The organism is Streptomyces bauhiniae, assembly GCF_004784475.1.
In the GTDB taxonomy this organism is placed as follows: Bacteria; Actinomycetota; Actinomycetes; order Streptomycetales; family Streptomycetaceae; genus Streptomyces; species Streptomyces seoulensis.
The window spans coordinates 106,674-124,505 of sequence record NZ_SRRT01000005.1 but is presented as its reverse complement, the minus strand read 5'-3'; the positions used below and the strand labels follow the sequence as shown (position 1 = coordinate 124,505).

15 protein-coding genes are annotated in these 17,832 nt (G+C 73.0%); 5 read left to right on the top strand and 10 right to left on the bottom strand.

The annotated features are described in order from the left end of the window. Window positions 1-1,221 (bottom strand): saccharopine dehydrogenase family protein, encoded by a 1,221-nt coding sequence (locus E5083_RS17510; protein WP_135786641.1) that lies wholly within the window; start codon window positions 1,219-1,221, stop codon window positions 1-3. 141 nt (window positions 1,222-1,362) lie between these two features. On the opposite strand from E5083_RS17510, the gene E5083_RS17505 reads away from it, so the two are divergent. Further along, window positions 1,363-2,085, top strand: coding sequence for a TetR/AcrR family transcriptional regulator (locus E5083_RS17505; RefSeq protein ID WP_135786640.1), 723 nt, complete (start codon window positions 1,363-1,365; stop codon window positions 2,083-2,085). On the opposite strand, the gene E5083_RS17500 is transcribed toward E5083_RS17505, so the two are convergent. Continuing rightward, window positions 2,051-2,935: a LysR family transcriptional regulator ArgP gene (locus E5083_RS17500; protein ID WP_135786639.1), complete on the bottom strand. Its 885-nt coding sequence runs from the start codon at window positions 2,933-2,935 to the stop codon at window positions 2,051-2,053. The two genes, E5083_RS17505 and E5083_RS17500, sit on opposite strands and share 35 nt — an antisense overlap. Window positions 2,936-3,001: 66 nt before the next feature. Between E5083_RS17500 and E5083_RS17495 the strand changes: the two genes are divergently transcribed. Both E5083_RS17495 and E5083_RS17490 read left to right on the top strand, forming a co-directional pair. Continuing rightward, complete coding sequence (locus E5083_RS17495; protein WP_135786638.1) at window positions 3,002-3,619, top strand: LysE/ArgO family amino acid transporter; 618 nt, start codon at window positions 3,002-3,004, stop codon at window positions 3,617-3,619. A 61-nt stretch (window positions 3,620-3,680) separates the two neighbouring features. After that, window positions 3,681-5,009, top strand: a complete 1,329-nt coding sequence (locus E5083_RS17490) for an MFS transporter (RefSeq protein WP_135786637.1) — start codon at window positions 3,681-3,683, stop codon at window positions 5,007-5,009. A gap of 10 nt (window positions 5,010-5,019) precedes the next feature. Here E5083_RS17490 and E5083_RS17485 read toward each other — a convergent pair whose 3' ends face one another. Further along, complete coding sequence (locus E5083_RS17485; RefSeq protein ID WP_135786636.1) at window positions 5,020-5,475, bottom strand: cyclic nucleotide-binding domain-containing protein; 456 nt, start codon at window positions 5,473-5,475, stop codon at window positions 5,020-5,022. A gap of 260 nt (window positions 5,476-5,735) precedes the next feature. Beyond that, window positions 5,736-5,993 carry a hypothetical protein gene (locus E5083_RS17480; protein WP_135786635.1) on the bottom strand — a complete coding sequence of 86 codons (258 nt, stop codon included), beginning with the start codon at window positions 5,991-5,993 and terminating at the stop codon, window positions 5,736-5,738. Window positions 5,994-6,146: 153 nt separating this feature from the next. Here E5083_RS17480 and E5083_RS17475 point away from each other — a divergent pair, with 153 nt between their 5' ends. Then, window positions 6,147-6,584 carry an ATP-binding protein gene (locus E5083_RS17475; protein WP_135786634.1) on the top strand — a complete coding sequence of 146 codons (438 nt, stop codon included), beginning with the start codon at window positions 6,147-6,149 and terminating at the stop codon, window positions 6,582-6,584. 50 nt (window positions 6,585-6,634) lie between these two features. Next, the gene (locus E5083_RS17470) at window positions 6,635-7,462 is read left to right on the top strand and encodes a SigB/SigF/SigG family RNA polymerase sigma factor (RefSeq protein ID WP_135786633.1); all 828 of its coding nucleotides are present in this window, start codon (window positions 6,635-6,637) and stop codon (window positions 7,460-7,462) included. Window positions 7,463-7,471: 9 nt separating this feature from the next. Here E5083_RS17470 and E5083_RS17465 read toward each other — a convergent pair whose 3' ends face one another. The 6 genes from E5083_RS17465 to E5083_RS17440 form a co-directional block, all read right to left on the bottom strand. Next, the gene (locus E5083_RS17465) at window positions 7,472-9,727 is read right to left on the bottom strand and encodes an FUSC family protein (protein ID WP_244317536.1); all 2,256 of its coding nucleotides are present in this window, start codon (window positions 9,725-9,727) and stop codon (window positions 7,472-7,474) included. A gap of 187 nt (window positions 9,728-9,914) precedes the next feature. After that, window positions 9,915-11,309 carry an NAD(P)/FAD-dependent oxidoreductase gene (locus E5083_RS17460; RefSeq protein ID WP_244317535.1) on the bottom strand — a complete coding sequence of 465 codons (1,395 nt, stop codon included), beginning with the start codon at window positions 11,307-11,309 and terminating at the stop codon, window positions 9,915-9,917. Between the two features lie 201 nt (window positions 11,310-11,510). Next, window positions 11,511-11,945, bottom strand: coding sequence for an ATP-binding protein (locus tag E5083_RS17455; RefSeq protein ID WP_135786632.1), 435 nt, complete (start codon window positions 11,943-11,945; stop codon window positions 11,511-11,513). A 147-nt stretch (window positions 11,946-12,092) separates the two neighbouring features. Next, window positions 12,093-13,997: an AMP-dependent synthetase/ligase gene (locus E5083_RS17450; RefSeq protein ID WP_135786631.1), complete on the bottom strand. Its 1,905-nt coding sequence runs from the start codon at window positions 13,995-13,997 to the stop codon at window positions 12,093-12,095. A gap of 258 nt (window positions 13,998-14,255) precedes the next feature. Further along, window positions 14,256-16,463 (bottom strand): 1,4-alpha-glucan branching enzyme, encoded by a 2,208-nt coding sequence (glgB, locus tag E5083_RS17445; protein ID WP_135786630.1) that lies wholly within the window; start codon window positions 16,461-16,463, stop codon window positions 14,256-14,258. A 3-nt stretch (window positions 16,464-16,466) separates the two neighbouring features. Continuing rightward, entirely contained in the window at window positions 16,467-17,831 is a 1,365-nt protein-coding gene (locus E5083_RS17440) for a maltokinase N-terminal cap-like domain-containing protein (protein ID WP_135786629.1), read from the bottom strand. Window position 17,832: the final 1 nt, after the last annotated feature.

Below are 17,832 nucleotides of genomic sequence, written 5' to 3'. Positions count from 1 at the left end.
TCACTGCTCGCGCAGCCCCCACGGGGAGCCGTACGCGGTCAGCAGGTCGAGGAAGGGGTGGGCCGGGAAGGCTTCCGGGCCCAGCACGCCCGCGCCCGACCAGGCGCCGGTGGCGAGGAGTTCGAGGGCGACGACCGGGTTCACGGCCGTCTGCCAGACCACGGCCTGGGAACCGTACTCGGCCATCGACCACTCGTTGTCCACCACGTGGTAGAGGTACACCTCGCGCGGCGCCCCGTCCTTGGTGCCCCGCACCCAGGTGCCCGCGCAGGTCTTGCCGCGCATCCGGTCGCCCAGGGTCGCCGGGTCGGGCAGCCCGGCGGCCACCACGTCACGCGGGGACACCGCGACCGGACCGTCCGGGCCCGGCACGGTCACGGGGGAGGTGCGGTCCAGGCCAAGCTGGTGCAGGGTGCGCAGGGTGTCGGTGAACTCCCGGCCCAGCCCGTACTTGAAGGTGACCCGCCGCGCGTCCGTCCAGCGCGGGATCAGCAGCACCTCCTCGTGCTCGACGTTCACGCACTCCACCGGGCCGATGCCCTCGGGGAAGTCGAACACCTCCGGCTCGCTGAACGGCTCGGTGGTGAACCAGCCGCGCCCCTCCTCGTAGATGACCGGCGGGTTGAGGCACTCCTCGATCGTGGTCCAGATGCTGAAGGAGGGCGCGAAGTCGTAGCCGTCCACGGTGAGGTTGGCGCCGTCGCGGACGCCGATCTCCTCGACGGTGTCGAAGAGTTCGTCCACCGCGTACCGGGCGAACACGTCCGACAGGCCGGGCTCCACGCCCATGCCGACCAGCGCCAGCGCGCCCGCGCGCTCCCAGTCGGCGGCAGCCGCGAACTGCTCGTCGCCGAGCTTCACCCCGCACTCCTCGTACGGGCGCTCCGGGTGCGGCCGGGACAGCGACATCGCCATGTCGACATAGGTGGCCCCGGCCGCGCGGGCGGCCCGGAACAGCGGCATCACGAATCGGGGGTCGGTGGCGTTCAGCAGCACGTCGCAGCCGTGCCGGGCGAGCAGCGCGGCGACCGCCGCCTCGTCGGCCGCGTCCACCCGCTCGGCCACGAACCGGCCCGCGTCCGCGCCGAGGGCCGCGACGGCCGCCTTCGCGCGAGCGGGGTCGTAGTCGGCCACCACCATCAGGTCGAAGAACGGACGGCGGGCCGCGATCCGGGTGACGGCGGTGCCCACACCACCGGCGCCCACGAGCAGTACACGCATGACGGAAACTCCCTGCCTGACACGGACGGGAAACGAGAACGGGACAGGCGCGCCTTGCCGTGAATCCAACGCCCCGCGCCGCGTTAAGGTCAATGGCGTTGGCATAAGCGCCGCCATCATGACCGCAGAGAGGGCCCCGCCGTGCCCAAACCCGTCGTGCCCGAGGAGAGGCGCCGCAGACGCCGGCCCACCCGCGGCGGCACCGTGCTCACCGAGGAACTGATCGTCACCACCGCACTGCGCCTGCTGCGCGAGCACGGCACCGCCGGACTCACCGCGCGCCGACTCGGCCTCGCCCTGGACTGCGACCCCAGCACCCTCTACCGGTACTTCCGGGGCATGGACGACCTCACCCTGGCCATCGGGGACGCCCTCATCGGCCAGGCCCTCGACGGCTGGCGGCGCACCGGCCGCTGGCGTGCCGACCTGCGCGCCATCGGCACCCGCATCCACGCCGCCTACGTCGCCCACCCCCAGGCCGCGCTGCTGACCGTCAGCCGGGTCACCGGCCGCGCCCATGAACTCGCCGTCGACGAGGCCGTCCTCGACGTCCTCGCCCGCGCCGGGTTCCCGCTGCCCGAGGCGGTACGGGTCTACCACGCCTTCATCGACCAGACCCTCGCCTTCGCCGCCCTGGACGCCGCCACCCTGGCCCTGCCCAGCGCCTCCCAGCGGGCCGACGAGGACCAGTGGCACTCCACCTACGCCCGGCTGCCCCGCTCCACCCACCCGCGCATCGCCGAGGCCGCCCCGCTGCTGGCCCGGCAGATGGTGCACAGCGCCTACCCGACCGCGCTGGAGATGCTGCTGGACAGCGCGGCCGCCCGGCTCAGCGGCGCAGCGCCCGCGCCGCCGTCGCGCTGACCGCCTCGGCCAGCGCCGCCAGCGCGGGGGAGTCCAGCCGCCACTGCTGCCAGTACAGCGCCACGTCCAGCCACCGCCCCGGTGCCAGCGGCACGACCCGGCCCGCCGCCAGCAGCGGCTCCGCCTGCGACTCCGGGACCATCCCCCAGCCGAGCCCGCGCGCCACCGCCTGAGCGAACCCCTCCGAGGTCGGCACGTAGTGCCGCACCGGGCCCGCGCCCGGCCCGCCGAGCCCCCGGACGAAGGCGTCCTGGAGGTCGTCCTTGTCGTCGAAGACCATCACCGGCAGCGCGCCCAGCGCCTCGGCGAGCGGTCCGGACGGCAGCCGCGCGGCCAGCTCTGGCGCCGCCACCGGCAGATACCGCAGCCGCCCCAGCGGGCGCACCGAGCAGCCGGGCACCGGCTCCGCCGACCCCGTCACCGCCGCCATCACCAGGCCCTCGCGCAGCAGCGCCGCCGTGTGGTCCTCGTCCTCCCGGCGCAGCTCGAAACTGAGCCCCGGCACCTCGGTGAGCGCGTCCAGGAACCAGGTCGACAGCGAGTCCGCGTTCACCGCGACCGACACCCGAGTCGGCTCCCCGGCCCCGCTCATCCCCAGCTCGTCCCGCGCGTCCCGCTCCAGCCGGGCGAGCTGACGGGCGTACCGCACCAGGACCGCGCCGGAGTCGGTCGGGCGGACCGGCTTGGTGCGCTGGAGCAGCACCCGGCCGGTGCGCTGCTCCAGCGCCTTGACCCGCTGGCTCACCGCCGACGGCGTCACATGCAGCGCGGCGGCGGCCGCGTCGAAGGTGCCCTCGTCCACCACGGCCAGCAGTGTCCGCACCTGGTCCAAGGGAAGCTCGTTCATCACGAGCGCTAATGTTACGTAAGAATCTTTAGCTGTACGCGCGGTGATCCGGTCCATAACGTCGAGGGCATGAACAACGCGCTCACCGCCGCGGCCGCGGGCTTCGGCACCGGTCTCTCCCTCATCGTCGCCATCGGCGCCCAGAACGCCTTCGTCCTGCGCCAGGGGGTCCGCCGGCACGCCGTGCTCGCCGTGGTGGGCATCTGCGCGCTCTCCGACGCCGTGCTCATCGCCCTCGGCGTCGCCGGGGTCGGCGCGATCGTGGTGGCCTGGCCGGACGCGGTACGGGCGGTCGGCATCGTCGGCGGCGTCTTCCTGCTCTGCTACGGCGCCCTCGCCGCCCGGCGCGTCCTGCGCCCCGGCACCGGCGGGCTGAGCACGGAAGGCGAGGCGGCCGGGTCGATCCGGCGCGCGGTGCTCACCTGCCTGGCGATGACCTGGCTCAACCCGCACGTCTACCTGGACACCGTCTTCCTGGTCGGCTCCCTTGCCGCCGACCGGGGCCCGCTGCGCTGGACCTTCGGGCTGGGCGCGGCGCTGGCCAGCCTGTGCTGGTTCGCCGCGCTGGGGCTCGGCGCGCGGCTGCTCGGCCGGGTCCTGGCCCGGCCCGCCGCCTGGCGGGTGCTGGACGGGCTGGTCGCCGTGACCATGCTGGGCCTCGGGGCGATGCTGCTGATCGGTACCTGAGCAGGCAAAGGGTTCGGCTTTCGCCGGGTGTTGCTGCGATAGTGAGGCTCGAAATCGAAAGATGTATCGAGCAACCAGGACCTCCGTGGACACGAGCGAGAGCAGCAGCACCACCGAAGCGGGCAAGGACGAGACGCCCGGAGGAGACCCGCCCGCACGCGGCTGGCGCCGCTGGGCGATGGACACCCGGCCCCTGCGCATCCCGGCCTACCGGCGCCTGTGGTCGTCGACCATCGTCACCGCCGTCGGCAGCCAGCTCACCGCGGTCGCCGTACCCAAGCAGATCTACGACATCACCCAGTCCTCCGCCTGGGTCGGCTACGCCAGCCTCGCCGGGCTCGTGCCGATGGTCGTCTTCGCGCTGTGGGGCGGGGCCGTCGCGGACACCGTGGACCGGCGCAAGCTGCTGCTGGTCACCAACATCGGCATCGCGGTGACCTCGCTGCTGTTCTGGGCCCAGGCCGTCACCGGTCTGGACTCGGTGCCGGTGCTGATGATCCTGCTCGCCGCCCAGCAGGCGTTCTTCGGCCTCAACCAGCCCGCCCGCAGCGCCTCCATCGCCCGGCTGGTGCCGGCCGGGGAACTGCCCGCCGCCAACGCGCTCGGCACCACCGTGATGCAGATCGGCGCGGTGGCCGGGCCGCTGCTCGCCGGTGTGCTGATCCCGGTGATCGGCCTGCCCGAGCTGTACCTCGTCGACGCCGTCGCGCTGACCTTCACCGTATGGGCCGTCTTCCGGCTGCCCGCCCTGCCCCCGCTCGGCGAGACCATCGCCCGCCGCGCCGGGGTGCGGGAGATCGCGGCCGGGTTCCGGTACATCGCCGGGCACAAGGTGCTGCTGCTGTCCTTCCTCGCCGACATCGTCGCCATGGTCTTCGGCATGCCCCGCGCCCTCTTCCCGGAGCTGGCCGCGCAGACCTACGGCTCCTGGGGCTCGGGGTTCGCGCTCGGTCTGCTCTTCGCCGCGATCCCGGTGGGCTCGGTGCTCGGCGGGCTGTTCTCCGGCGTGTTCTCGCGGGCCCGTCGCCACGGCCTCATGGTCATCGGCTCGGTGGTCGGCTGGGGGCTCGCCGTCGTCGGGTTCGGGCTGAGCGGCAACCTCTGGGTGGCCGTCGCCTTCCTCGCCGCCGGAGGCGTGGCCGACATGGTCTCCATGGTCTTCCGGGGCGCCATCCTGCTCTCCGCCGCGACCGACGAGATGCGCGGCCGGATGCAGGGCGTCTTCACCGTGGTCGTCGCCGGCGGGCCCCGCCTCGCCGACGTGCTGCACGGCACCGCCGGCTCGCTCTTCGGCACCCGCGCCGCCGTCGCGGGCGGTGGGGCGCTGGTGGTCGTCGTCATGCTGGCGCTGGCCGCCGCCATGCCCGCGCTGCGCCGCTACCGGATCTGACCCAGAGGCGCTACAGCGGGCTGCTCCGCCGGATCGCGTACTGGTCCATCAGCTTGCCGCGGGTCGTCTCCAGCCGGTGGGCCAGGATCTCGGCCACCGTGCGCACCAGCGACAGCCCGAGCAGCGGGTCCTCCACGCACAGCGCGAGCACGGAGGGCCCGTCGAACTCGTAGGCGCGGACGTTGCTGAACGCCACCGCGCCGAAGTCCCACTCGTACGGCGGGAAGAGCCAGGACCAGCCGAGCAGGTCACCGGCGCCGAGCGTGGCCACGGTGATGTACTGCCGGGAGGTCACCTGCTGGTCCAGGGAGACCGCGCCCGAGCGGATCACCCAGAACCGGTCCGCGACGCCGCCCGCCTCGAACACGCGGGTGTCCTCCGGGAAGGAGACCTCCTTGGCCAGTTCCATCAGCCGTTCCCGCTGGGCCTGTGGCAGGGCGGTCGGCAATTTGATCGCTTTGGTCATACGCGGGGCTCCTCACCGGCGGCCGTTCGGGTGGTTCCCTAAGCCCATTTGAGCCGCTGCCGCCGCGCGGGGCACCTCGAAGGGACGGCCGCGTGCGGGGCCACCGTGCCGAGGGCAGGAAAAAGCCCTGGCTGGACGGGGGAAACCAGCCAGGGCAGTCAGTGCGGAAGCGCGCGGAACACAGGGGTACCGGTCCGGGTCGCGCCCCGATATGGGTGAACGATAAACCACAGGGCGTCCGACCGGTATGTGTTCCGGCATCACGTGACGTGCCTCACTCCCGCCGCTCCCGCCTCGCCGGCGTCCGCCGGATGGCTGCCCGGCGCGACAATCTCCGTCAGCACCCCGGCCACCACCTGGTACGTCAGCGCGCGCTCGGTCGCCTCCCGCGCCCGGTCCGGATCGGTGGCCGTCAGGCTCTGCGCCCGCTCCAGCCACACCCGCTCCTCCTCGGCGGCCAGATCCCGGCCCCGCCGGATGCGCCGCAACAGTTCGTCCGCGTCCACGACATCGCTCATGCCGGGCTCCTACCCGTTCCACGCCCGGTAAAGGCGTACGGGCGGACGGTGTTTGACATCGCCGCGAGCGGTCAGCCGCTAGGAGAGACCCCCGGCCGTCCGGGCACCGCCCCATGAGAGACCGGGCACCGCGCAGGGAGGGACGACGACATCATGCGTGATCAGTACGCGACCAGCACCCCGGCCGTGCCTCGGCAGAGCCGCAGGACCATGGCGTACCGGCCGGCCGACGCCCGCAGAGACGTACGCCGCGCGGTGACCGAACGCTGTCGCGACCGCGCGCTCACCTGCGCCGACGAGACCCTCGAGGACGCCCTGCTGGTCGCCTCCGAGCTGACCGCCAACGCCATCCTGCACGGCGGCGGCATCACCCGCTTCGAGGTCGACGTCGACACCAGCGGCGTACGGCTCTCGGTGAGCGACCGCAGCGACGAACTCCCCGACACCACCGTCCGGTTGGACACCGAGGCCGACCGGAGCCGCACCGGCGGCCGGGGCTGGCCCATCGTCAGCCTGCTCGCGCGTGACGTACGGGTGGCCGGACTCCCGCGCGGCGGCAAGTGCGTCACCGCCGTCGTACCCCTGCGCTGAACACGGCCCCTTCCCGGCCGCGCACCTCCCACCGTCAGGAGCGCTCGTTCATGCCGATCCACCCCTCGCACACCCCTTCCGCCGAGGCCGCCCGGCCTCGGCGGAGCCACGACGACGCGCCCGGCACCGCCGCCCTCTTCGCCCGGCTCGCCGCACTGCCGGACGGCCCCGAACGCGACGCCCTGCGTACCGAACTCACCACCGCCTGGCTGCCCATGGCCCACCGCATCGCCGGCCGCTTCCGCGACCGGGGGGAGAACGCGGAGGACCTGCGCCAGGTGGCCGCCCTCGGCCTGGTCAAGGCCATCGACCGCTTCGACCCGGAACGCGGCGCCTTCGAGAGCTACGCCGTGCCGACCATCACCGGTGAGATCAAGCGGCACTTCCGCGACCGCACCTGGGCGCTCCGGGTACCGCGCCGGGTGCAGGAACTCCGCAACCAGGTCCGCGTCGCCCGCCGCGACCTCACCGAGCTGCCCGGCAGCCGGGCGCCCAGCGTCGCGGGCATCGCCGGGCACACCGGGCTCACCGAGGCGGAGGTCACCACCGGGCTGGAGGCGCTGGACAGTTACAGCACCCTCTCCCTGGACGCCGAACCGGCCGGCGAGGGCAGCACCCTCACCGACAGCCTCGGTGAGCCCGACCCCGCCTACTCCGTCGTCGTGGACCGCGAGGCCGCCCGGCGCAGTCTGAGCCGCATGCCCGAACGCGACCGGGACATCCTCTACATGCGCTTCTTCGAGGACCTCTCGCAGAGCCGCATCGCCGCCCGCCTCGGCATCTCCCAGATGCACGTCTCCCGCCTCCTGCACCACATCTGCGCCCGCGTCCGGGCCGAGGCCCAGGACCCCCGCGCCGACGGGCCGCTCAAGCGGTAGCGGCTGCCGTCACTTCTTCGCCGCCTCCACCTTCACCGGAACGCCCAGGGGGCGGGCGAGGCCGGAGACCGCTTCGTCCAGGCGCTGGAGATGGCGCAGGACGCGGTCGGTGACGCGGCCCCAGCGGGGGGTGGCCAGGGTGCCGGGCTCCAGCATGGACGCGATGCTCGGGCCGGTCTCCAGCTCGGCGGAGGAGTGGGGGTCGCGGACGTGGTCGGCGATCGCCTCGATGTTGTGCACGATCCGGCTGCACACCCCGCGCAGCCGGGGATCGGCCGCGATCGTCGGGTTGCTGGGCAGCAGCTCCGCCGTGGCCGCCAGCGCCCGCCCGTGGTACGCGCAGGTCTCCAGCAGCGCCACCACGTACCGCGCGGTGTCCCGGCGGGAGCGCAAGGGGGTGACCGGGTGGGTCAGCGGCTTGGTCGCGGCGTGCAGGTCGGCCAGCGCCTGGTCCAGCTCGCGGGCCTGGTCCACCAGATCCGTGTGCGGCCGCCCGCTGAGCTGGTCCACGGCCGCCTGCGTCAGCCCGGCGAGCTTGTCCAGCACCTCCACCAGCAGCTCGTTGGTACGCCGGTCGGTGCGCACCGGCAGCACCACCGCCGCGGTGATCACCCCGCAGGCCGCGCCGAGCGCCGTCTCCTCCACCCGCAGCACCAGCACCGACATGCTGTACGTGTTCAGCAGGGTGTAGAGCAGCCCCAGCGCCGCCGTCACGAAGAACGACATCAGCGTGTACGACAGGGGCGCGGTGTAGAACATGGCGAACACGCACACCAGCACCAGCGCGAACGCCGTCCACGTGTGGTGCCCCACCGCACCGGCCAGCCCGATACCGGCGACCACACCCAGGACGGTACCCAGCAGCCGCCGCCCGCCCTTCACCAGGATCTCCCCGGTGGAGGTGGTGTTGATGAACACGATCCAGCAGGTCAGCACCGCCCAGTACCAGCGCTGGTGCGACAGCAGCTCACCGCCCACGATGGCCAGCGACGCGCCCACCGCCACCTGGATCGCCGCCCGCGTCGTGGGGCGCCGCAGCCCGGTCTCCTCGGGCTTCTCCGCGTCCGGCTCCTCGCTGATCTCGATCGCCGCGTCCTCGGCGTCCAGCTCCTCACGGGACCGGCTGGTCGCCGGGGTGTCGTCGGACTCGTCCTGCGGGCCGTCCAGCGCGGTCCGCAGACCCAGCACCGCGCGCGCCGCCTCACCGATGCCGCGGAACACGTCCTGCACGGCCGGGGACGCCTCGGGCAGGTTGTCCTCCTCGCGGTAGCCCAGCAGCCGGTTGCGCACCTGGGCCAGCGCCGTCCCCGAGGTCTCGCCCACCGGGCGCAGCACCAGCAGCCGCAGCGCCTCCAGATCCCGGCGCATCGTCGCCGTCGCGGGGTCCCGTACGGGGAGCATCCGGCCCGGCGGCACCGGCGCGCCCGGCAGATGCAGGGTGAGGGTGTCGGTCCGCTCGGCGCTGCGCGCGGTGAGCAGCATCAGCCCGAGGCGCTCGGCGGCGATCTCGGCGTCCGCGATACGCCGCTGCACCAGCCGGGCCGTCGCGTCGTCGGAGGTGCCCCGCTCCAGCCGGCCCTGGATCATCAGCGCCGTCTCGTGCAGCCGGGCCGTGGCGGTGCGCAGGTCGTCCACGACCTTGTCCACGTCGTCCGGACCCGCGTCCAGCAGTTCGATCAGCGTGCCCAGCAACTGCCCGAGCCGGGCCCGGAATGCCTGCCGCAGCCGGTCCAGCGTGCCCGCCTCGGTCTGCGGCATCAGCACGAACCGCGCGAACGCGCTGCACCCGACCGCCACCGTGATCACGATGTACAGCGAGGGCAGCATCGACGGTGTCGCCCGGACGAACAGCGACAGGAAGTAGACCTGGAACCCGATCAGCCCGAGCCCGGTGGCCCGCTCGCCGAACCGGCGCCCGTAGACGGCCGCGAAGATGATCAGCAGGAAGGAGATGTCGCTGACCAGCGGCCAGCGGTTCAGCACCGCCCCCAGCGACACCGAGGCCAGCGCCACCGGCAGGGACAGCGCCACCGTGACGGCCTGCTTGGCGCGGTCGGTCTCCCGGACGGCGAAGGTCGCCGCCATCGCCGCCATCGCGCCGGCGACCAACTGGGGGACCGGGAAGCGCAGCGAGGCCAGCAGCATCAGGGTGAGGGCGATCGCGGCCACCGTGCGTAGACCGGCGATCAGCCGCAGCAGTCCCGGATCGGACGCGGCGAGCCGGTCCCACAGCCGTACCAGAAGCGCCCGTCCCCTTGCCTTCACGCCGCCGCGCTCTTTCCTTCGTGCCGGATCATGATCTACGACCCAGGATGTCACGCCGCCCTGCCCGGCTCGCGTCTGGCCAGCGGACACCCGCCCGGCGCGCCCCTGAGCCCCGGAATTCCGGAGCCGCCGGAGGCCGCCGCCCCCACGACGGGACGGCGGCCTCCGGCAACCCGGCTCACCCGGTTCAGCCTCCGGTCACCTTCCCCCGCACCTTGCCCTCCGCCTCGGCCGCCCGCACCTCGTCGCGGACCTGGTCCGGCGTCAGATAGGAGTCCGTGTACTCGAAGTCCTTGAGCTGGGCGGGCTTGCGGGCCTGGAAGCCCGTACGGACGAAATCGTCCCCGGCGATGGCGTTCAGCAGCCAGTTCACCAGCACCCGCGCCTTGGCGACCCCGGTGCGCAGCGCGGACCAGTGGTAGCCGCGCGCCACGGCCTGGGCGAGGATGCCGCGCAGCTCGATGCCGAGCGGCCGGGACACCGCGTCCTTGCCACCGAGGTCCACCACGAGACCGAGGTCCTTGTGGACGTACGGCTCCAGCGGCTCGCCGCGCAGCGAGTGGATGATGTTGTCCGCCACCTTCGGGCCCTGCCGCATCGCGTGCTGCGCGGTGGGCGGGCAGATCGCGCCCTTCTCGCCCTTGGCCAGGTCCGGCACGGCCGCCGCGTCGCCGAGCGCGAACACCCCGTCGTGCCCCGGCACGGTCATCTCCGGGGTCACCGCGAGCCGTCCGCGCACCGTCTCCGCGTCCATCGTGCCGATCAGGGGGCTCGCCACCACACCGGCCGTCCAGATCAGGGTGTGCGACGGGATCACCCGGCCGTCGGTGAAGGTGACCTCGTTCTCGGTCACCTTGGCCACCGACACCCCGAGGGAGACGTCGATGCCCCGGTCGCGCAGGATCTTCAGCGCCTGCTTGCCGAGCCGGTCGCCCAGCTCCGGCATCAGCTTCGGCGCGATGTCGATCAGATGCCAGCGGATCAGGCTCGGGTCCAGCCGCGGATAGCGCCGCACCGCCGCATGGGTGAGCCGTTGCAGGCAGGCCGCCGTCTCCGTGCCCGCGTAACCGCCGCCCACCACCACGAACTGCAGCCGCGCCGCCCGCTCCTCGGGGTCGTCGCTGGCGTCCGCGAGGTCGAGCTGCGAGATGACGTGGTCACGGATGTACGCGGCCTCCGCGAGCGTCTTCATCCCGAAGGCGTGCTCGGCGAGGCCGGGGATGTCGAAGGTGCGGGTCACGCTGCCCGGCGCCAGCACCAGGTAGTCGTAGGGCTCGTTGATGATCTCGTCGGTGATGGTGCGGATGACGCACACCTTCGCCGCCAGGTCCACCCCGATCGCGCCGCCCGGAATGATGTCGGTGCGGTACTTCTTGCTGCGGCGCAGCGAGACGGCGATCGACTGCGGCGTCAGCACGCCGGAGGCGACCTGGGGCAGCAGCGGAAGGTAGAGCTGGTAGGAGAACGGCGTCACCAGGGCGACGTCCGCCTCGTCGGGGCCGAGTTTGCGCTCCAGCCGGCGGACGCACTCGACTCCGGCGAAGCCTGCGCCGATCACCAGAATCCTGGGTCGTCGTGTCACGGTGTTGTTCCCTTCTGCGGCTCCCGTCGGTCCGGATGGACGCCGTTCGCATGCCCGGGACCACTGCCACCACACCCGATCCCACCGCGCTCCGAGCCGTTCCGCCAGTCGGAAGCGCCCGGCGGCGAAGGCGTGGGCAGCAGCCTGCCCCTCCACGCACCGGAGTAACCCGATTCCGCACCGGTACACCTCCCGGCGCCCTCACCAGGGCAGGAAGACATGGATGTCCTTGCCGTCCTCGACCACCACCACACTGACCTGGTCGCACAGGGTGTGCACCAGATGCCAGCCGATGCCCCCGCCGCCCGAACTCGGCCTGAACGGGCGCGGCTCGGGCACCACCGTGCTGGTGTCGTGCATGGTGACGTGCACCCCGTCGAAGGTGCGCCGCATCCGCAGTCCGAACGGGCCCGGCGCGAACTGGACCGCGTTGGCCGCCAGCTCCGTCACCACCAGCAGGATGTCGTCCCAGTACTCCGGCGCGCTGGGCGGCGCGTCCCGCGCGAGCCTGCGCAGGAACTCCTCCGCGGCCAGCCGCGCGCCCGTGACGTTCGGAAGTTCGCCGGGAAAGGAGTAGGCACGCTCGTGCGCCCTCTCGGAGGGAGGTGTGCCGTCCCAACGCCGCTCTGTCGCCATCTCGCATTCCCCGGCCCGGTCTCCCGGAGCGGGCCCGGATACGGGCCCCGCGCTCCGGGGCGGTCATCGTCGCTGGTCAGTTCACCAGGGCGGGTTCCCAGCGCGACGCGGATTACGCGTGGTCGTGCCACCCAACGGGCGACGGGCTCACCGGAACACGTCGTCCGGCTCGTCCCAGTCCGCCGGTTCCGGAGGCCGCCCGCCCCGCGCGGCCCGCGAACGGGCCTTGTACATCGCGTCGATCTCGGCCGCGTAGTGCCGCGCGATGACGTCCCGGCGCAGCTTCAGCGACGGCGTCAGCAGACCGTTGTCCGGGGCGAACGGCTCCTGCACGACCCGGTAGACCCGGATCGACTCGGCGCGCGACACCGTGCTGTTGGCCGACGCGATCGCCCGCGCCAGCTCCTCGCGCAGCGCGCTCTCCTCCCGGCTCTCCCGTCCCTCGAAGTCGCCCTGCAGCGCGAGCGCGGCCCGCCAGTGCGACAGGAACTCCGGGTCCAGGGTGATCAGCGCGCCCATGCAGGGCCGGTCCTCGCCGACCACCACCGCCTGATGGATCAGCGGGTGCATCCGCAGCCGTTGCTCCAGCGGGGCGGGCGCCACGCTCTTGCCGCTGGAGGTGACGATGAGGTCCTTCTTGCGGCCGGTGATGGTCAGATACCCCTCCCGGTCCAGCCGCCCGATGTCCCCGGTCGACAGCCAGCCCCCGCGCAGCACGCTCCGGGTGCGCGCCTCGTCGCCGATGTAGCCCTGGAACACCGACGGGCCGTGCACCAGGATCTCCCCGTCCTCGGCCACCCGGACGTCGGTGCCCGGCAGCGGCACGCCCACCGTCCCCGACTTCTCCCGCCCGAGCGGCTGCATGGTGATCCCGCCGGAGGTCTCCGTCAGCCCGTACCCGTCGTGGATGTACAGGCCGATGCCCTCGAAGAACAGCGACAGTTCACGGCTCAGCGAGGACCCGCCCGAGGTGCCGCGCCGGGCCCGGCCGCCGAGCGCGGAGCGGAGCTTGCGGTACACCGTCCGCTCGTACAGGGCGTGTTGGAGCCGCAGATCCAGGCCGGGGCCGGTGCCGATGCCGAGCCGGGCGCGCTCCTCGGCCTCCGCGAAGTCCCGCGCGGTCTGCGCCGCCCGCTCGAACAGCGCGCCCCGGCCCGCCTGCTGAGCCGTCCTCAGGAACGTCTTGTACAGCTTCTCGAACACCGACGGCACGCCGTAGAGGTACGTCGGCCGGAAGGTGCTCAGCGCCGAGGCGAGCGCCTCCTCGGTCATCTCCGGCTCGTGTGCCATCAGGATGCCGCCGCGCAGGCACATCGTCTGGATCATGATCCCGTACACGTGCGAGAACGGCAGGAACGCCAGCACCGACGGCTGTTCGCCGGGTTGTGCCGCCGTGTGGCCCCAGCCGGCCAGCAGGACGTCACAGGGGTAGGCGAGACCGCGGTGACTCAGCGCGCAGCCCATCGGGCGGCCGGTGGCGCCGGAGGTGTAGGTGACGGCCGCGGTGGAGTCCGGCAGCACGATCCGGCGCAGCGACTCCACGGTGGTCAGCGGGATGTCCACGCCCCGCTCGGTGAGTTCGGGCAGCGCGCCCGCGTCCAGTTGCCAGACGTGCCTGAGCCGGGGGAGCGCGGCGCACACGGTGCCGACCGTCATCACGCCCAGCTCGTCCTCGACCGCGATGGCCACACAGCCCGCGTCCCGCAGAATCCACTCGACCTGGTCCCGCGAGGACGTCGGATGGACCGGGACGATCTCCGCGCCCACGGTCCACAGCGCGTGCGCGAGCGCCGTCCACTCGTAGCGGTTGCGGGCCATCAGGGCGACCCGGTGGCCCGGTGAGATCCCGGCCGCCACCAGCCCCTTGGCAAGACCGACCACCTCGTCCCGCAGTTGGCCCGCTGTCACCGTCTCCCAGCCGCCGGGGGCACCCTTCGCGTGCCGGGCGAGCAGCGGGAGTCCGGGGTTCTCCCCGGCTCTCTGGAAGACAATGTCGGCGAGCCCGCCGGCTTGCGGGGGGAACGCTGCCGGAGCGGAGGCGACGTCGCGCATGCGCTGCTCCTGGAAGTACGGAGGGTGACCCCGCCGATCGGCTCTGTGTCGGCGGTGCACGAATGTAGCGCGGGGAAGCGGTTTCGGTGCGGGGAAGGAGAAAGTCGTGATCCCCTGATGACCTGCGGGTGTCCGGTGGGTCCCGGGTGCCGCCGTTCCGTACGGGTATCGGCGCCGCCGCCGGGGCACGCCGAGAGGGGCGGCCGGGGATCGTGGTGACCCCTGGCCGCCCCTCGTCGGGCGCCGGTCGCGGTGGGCTCAGCGGGCGGGCGTGAGCCAGACCGTGGCGAGCGGCGGCAGCGTCAGGCGCAGCCGGCCGTCCTCGGGGCAGAGCTTGCCCGCGTCACCGGCCTGGACACCGCTGCCGCCGTAGCGGACCGCGTCGGTGTTGAGCGCCTCCTGCCAGGCGGGCACCTGCTCGGGCGCCCAGAGCCGGTAGTCCTCCCGGACCACGGGCGAGAAGTTGGACACCGCCAGCAGGGGAGTGCCGTCCTCGGCGTACCGGACGAACGCGAAGACGTTGTCGTCGGCCGCGTCGCACATCGACCACTGGAAGCCGCCCGGATCGGTGTCCCGCTGCCACAGCGCCGGGGCGTCCCGGTACACCGTGTTCAGATCCCGCACCAGATCCCGCATGCCCCGGTGGTCGGCCGCCGAGTGATAGTCGTCGGCCAGCAGCCACCACTCGGGCCCGTGCTTCTCCGACCACTCCGCACCCTGCGCGAACTCCTGCCCCATGAACAGCAGTTGCTTGCCGGGGTGGGCCCACATGAAGCCCAGGTACGCCCGGTGGTTCGCGCGCCGCTGCCACCAGTCGCCGGGCATCTTCGACACCAGCGCCTGCTTGCCGTGCACCACCTCGTCGTGCGAGATGGGCAGCACGTAGTTCTCGCTGTACGCGTAGACCATCGAGAACGTCATGTCGTGGTGGTGGTACTTGCGGTGCACCGGCTCCTTCTGCACGTACTCCAGCGAGTCGTGCATCCAGCCCATGTTCCACTTCAGCCCGAACCCGAGACCGCCGCTGTCGGTCGGCCGGGTCACGCCCTCCCACGCCGTCGACTCCTCGGCGATGGTCACCACACCCGGGCAGCGCCGGTACACGGTCGCGTTCATCTCCTGCAGGAACGCCACCGCGTCCAGGTCCTCGCGCCCGCCGAAGACGTTCGGCGCCCACTGCCCGGAGTCCCGCGAGTAGTCCAGGTAGAGCATCGAGGCGACCGCGTCCACGCGCAGCCCGTCGATGTGGAACTCCTCGCACCAGTACACCGCGTTGGCGACCAGGAAGTTGCGCACCTCGGTCCGGCCGAAGTCGAACTCGTACGTCCCCCAGTCCGGGTGCTCCGCCCGCCGGGAGTCCCCGGGCTCGTACAGCGGGTCCCCGTCGAACCGGGCCAGCGCCCAGTCGTCCTTGGGGAAGTGGGCCGGCACCCAGTCCATGATCACGCCGATGCCCGCGCGGTGCAGCGCGTCCACCAGGAACTTGAAGTCGTCCGGCGACCCGAGCCGCGGGGTGGGCGCGTAGTACGAGGTGACCTGGTAGCCCCACGACCCGCTGAACGGGTGCCCGGCCACCGGCATCAGCTCGACATGCGTGAAGCCCAGGTCCCGTACGTACGCGGGAAGTTCCTCGGCCAGCTCGCGGTAGGTCAGCCCCGGCCGCCAGGACGGCAGATGCACCTCGTACACCGACATCGGCGCCTCGTGCACGGGCGTGTCGCCCCGGTGCGCCATCCACTCGGCGTCGTCCCACGCGTAGCGGGAGGAGGTGACGACCGAGGCGGTGTCCGGCGGGACCTCGGTGAGCCGGGCCATCGGGTCCGCCTTCAGGAACCGGTGTCCGTACCGCGAGGTGATCTCGAACTTGTACTTGGCCCCCTCGCCGATCCCCGGCAGGAACACCTCCCACACCCCGGCCGCGCCCAGCGAGCGCATCGGGTACTGCGTGCCGTCCCAGAAGGTGAACTCCCCGGCCAGCCGCACCCCCTGGGCATTCGGAGCCCACACGGTGAACCGGGTGCCGGCGACGCCCTCGTGGATCATCGGCTCGGCGCCCAGCGCCTTCCACAGCTCCTCGTGCCGGCCCTCCCGGATCAGATGCAGATCCAGCTCACCGAGCGCGGGCGCGAAACGGTACGGGTCGTGCACCGTGCGCTCACCGTCGTCATAGGCCACCACCAGCTCGTAGGCGGGGATCTCCGGGTACGGCAGGACGGCCGAGAAGAGACCGTCGCCCTCCGAGGCGAGCGGCGAGCGCACCCCGTCGGCCAGGACGCTCACCTCCCGCGCGTTCGGGCGCAGGGCGCGGAACAGCACGCCGCCCGGTACCGGGTGCGCGCCCAGCAGGGCGTGCGGGTCGTGATGCGCGCCGCCCAGCAGACGGTCGCGCTCCTCGCCCACGAGGGCGGTGCCCGAGGTGCGGACGGGGCCCGAGGTCTCGGGCAGCGAAGTGTCGCGCAGTGCCATGGTTCAGCCTCTCCACTCGGCGAGCCGCTCGATGGCCGCCATCGGGACCGGAAGCCAGTCCGGCCGGTGTCTCGCCTCGTACAGCACCTCGTACACCGCCCTGTCCGTCTCGTGCGCGCGCAGCAGCGCGTGCTCCTTGCGTGGGTCCCAGCCCGCACGGGTCGCGTAGCCCGCGCAGAACGCCTCCCGGCAGCGGCTCGCCCACTCGGGCCGCCAGGGGCGGCGCTGCCGGGCCGCGTAGTCGAAGGAGCGCAGCATCCCGGCGATGTCACGCACCGGGGACTGCGCGGTCCGCCGCTCGGCGAGCGGACGGGAGGGCTCGCCCTCGAAGTCGATGACGAACCAGTCGGCCCCGGCGCGCAGCACCTGTCCCAGATGCAGATCGCCGTGCACGCGCTGGGCCGCCGGACCGGAGTCGCGGGCGGCCAGCGCTCCGAACGCGGCCCTCAGGCCCGGCACATAGGGCCGCAGCCCCGGCACCGCCCGCGCCGCCGCGTCCAGCCGGACACACATCGCGTCGGCCGTGACGCCGTTCTCGTCCCCGCGGGCCGCCGGGAACGCCCCGGCCAGCGCGAGGTGCACCTCGGCCATGGCGCCGCCCAGCTCGCTCGCCTCGGCGGTGAAGTCGTCGCCCCGGGCCAGCGCCCCGAGCGCCAGCTCCCAGCCGTCGACCGCGTCCGGCAGGAACGGCTGGAGCACGCCCAGGGTCGCCGGGCGCGGCGCGGTGGTGCAGAACCAAGCGACCGGCGCGGGCACCCGCGCGCACCCCTGTGTGGCCAGCGCCTGCGGCACCTCCAGATCCGGGTTGACGCCCGGCTGGATACGGCGGAACAGCTTCAGGATGTACGCGTCGCCGTACACGATCGAGGAGTTGGACTGCTCGCTGGTCAGCAGCCGGGGCGCGAGACCGCCGGGCACCCGGGCGGCCTCGTCCACCTCGAAGCGCAGCGGACCCGCCTTGCCGGGCTGCCGCAGCCGCTCCAGCAGCAGGTGGGCGCAGCGCGGGTCGTGCAGCGCGTCGTACACGGCGAACCCGGCCAGCGGGCCGTGCTCGGCGCGCCCGATGTACGCCCGGTCCAGGCTCGGCTGCGGCCGCTCGCGCAGGCCGAGCAGCAGTTGGTAGCAGTCGCCGGGCGGGGGAGTGCCGCCGGGCGTGGGCACGGGTGCGTGCGAGGCGTTCACCAGCAGGTGCAGGCAGCCCGGGAACAGCTCGGTGACGGACAGCACCGACAGATCGGTGGCCGGGTGGTCCTTGCCCGCGAACCAGCGCTGCCGGGGCAGCCATTCGCGCAGCAGGCCGCCGAGCGAGGCCAGGAGCCCGTCGGCACCGGTCGCCGCCGGGGGGCTGAGGGTGATGGTCTTCGGCATG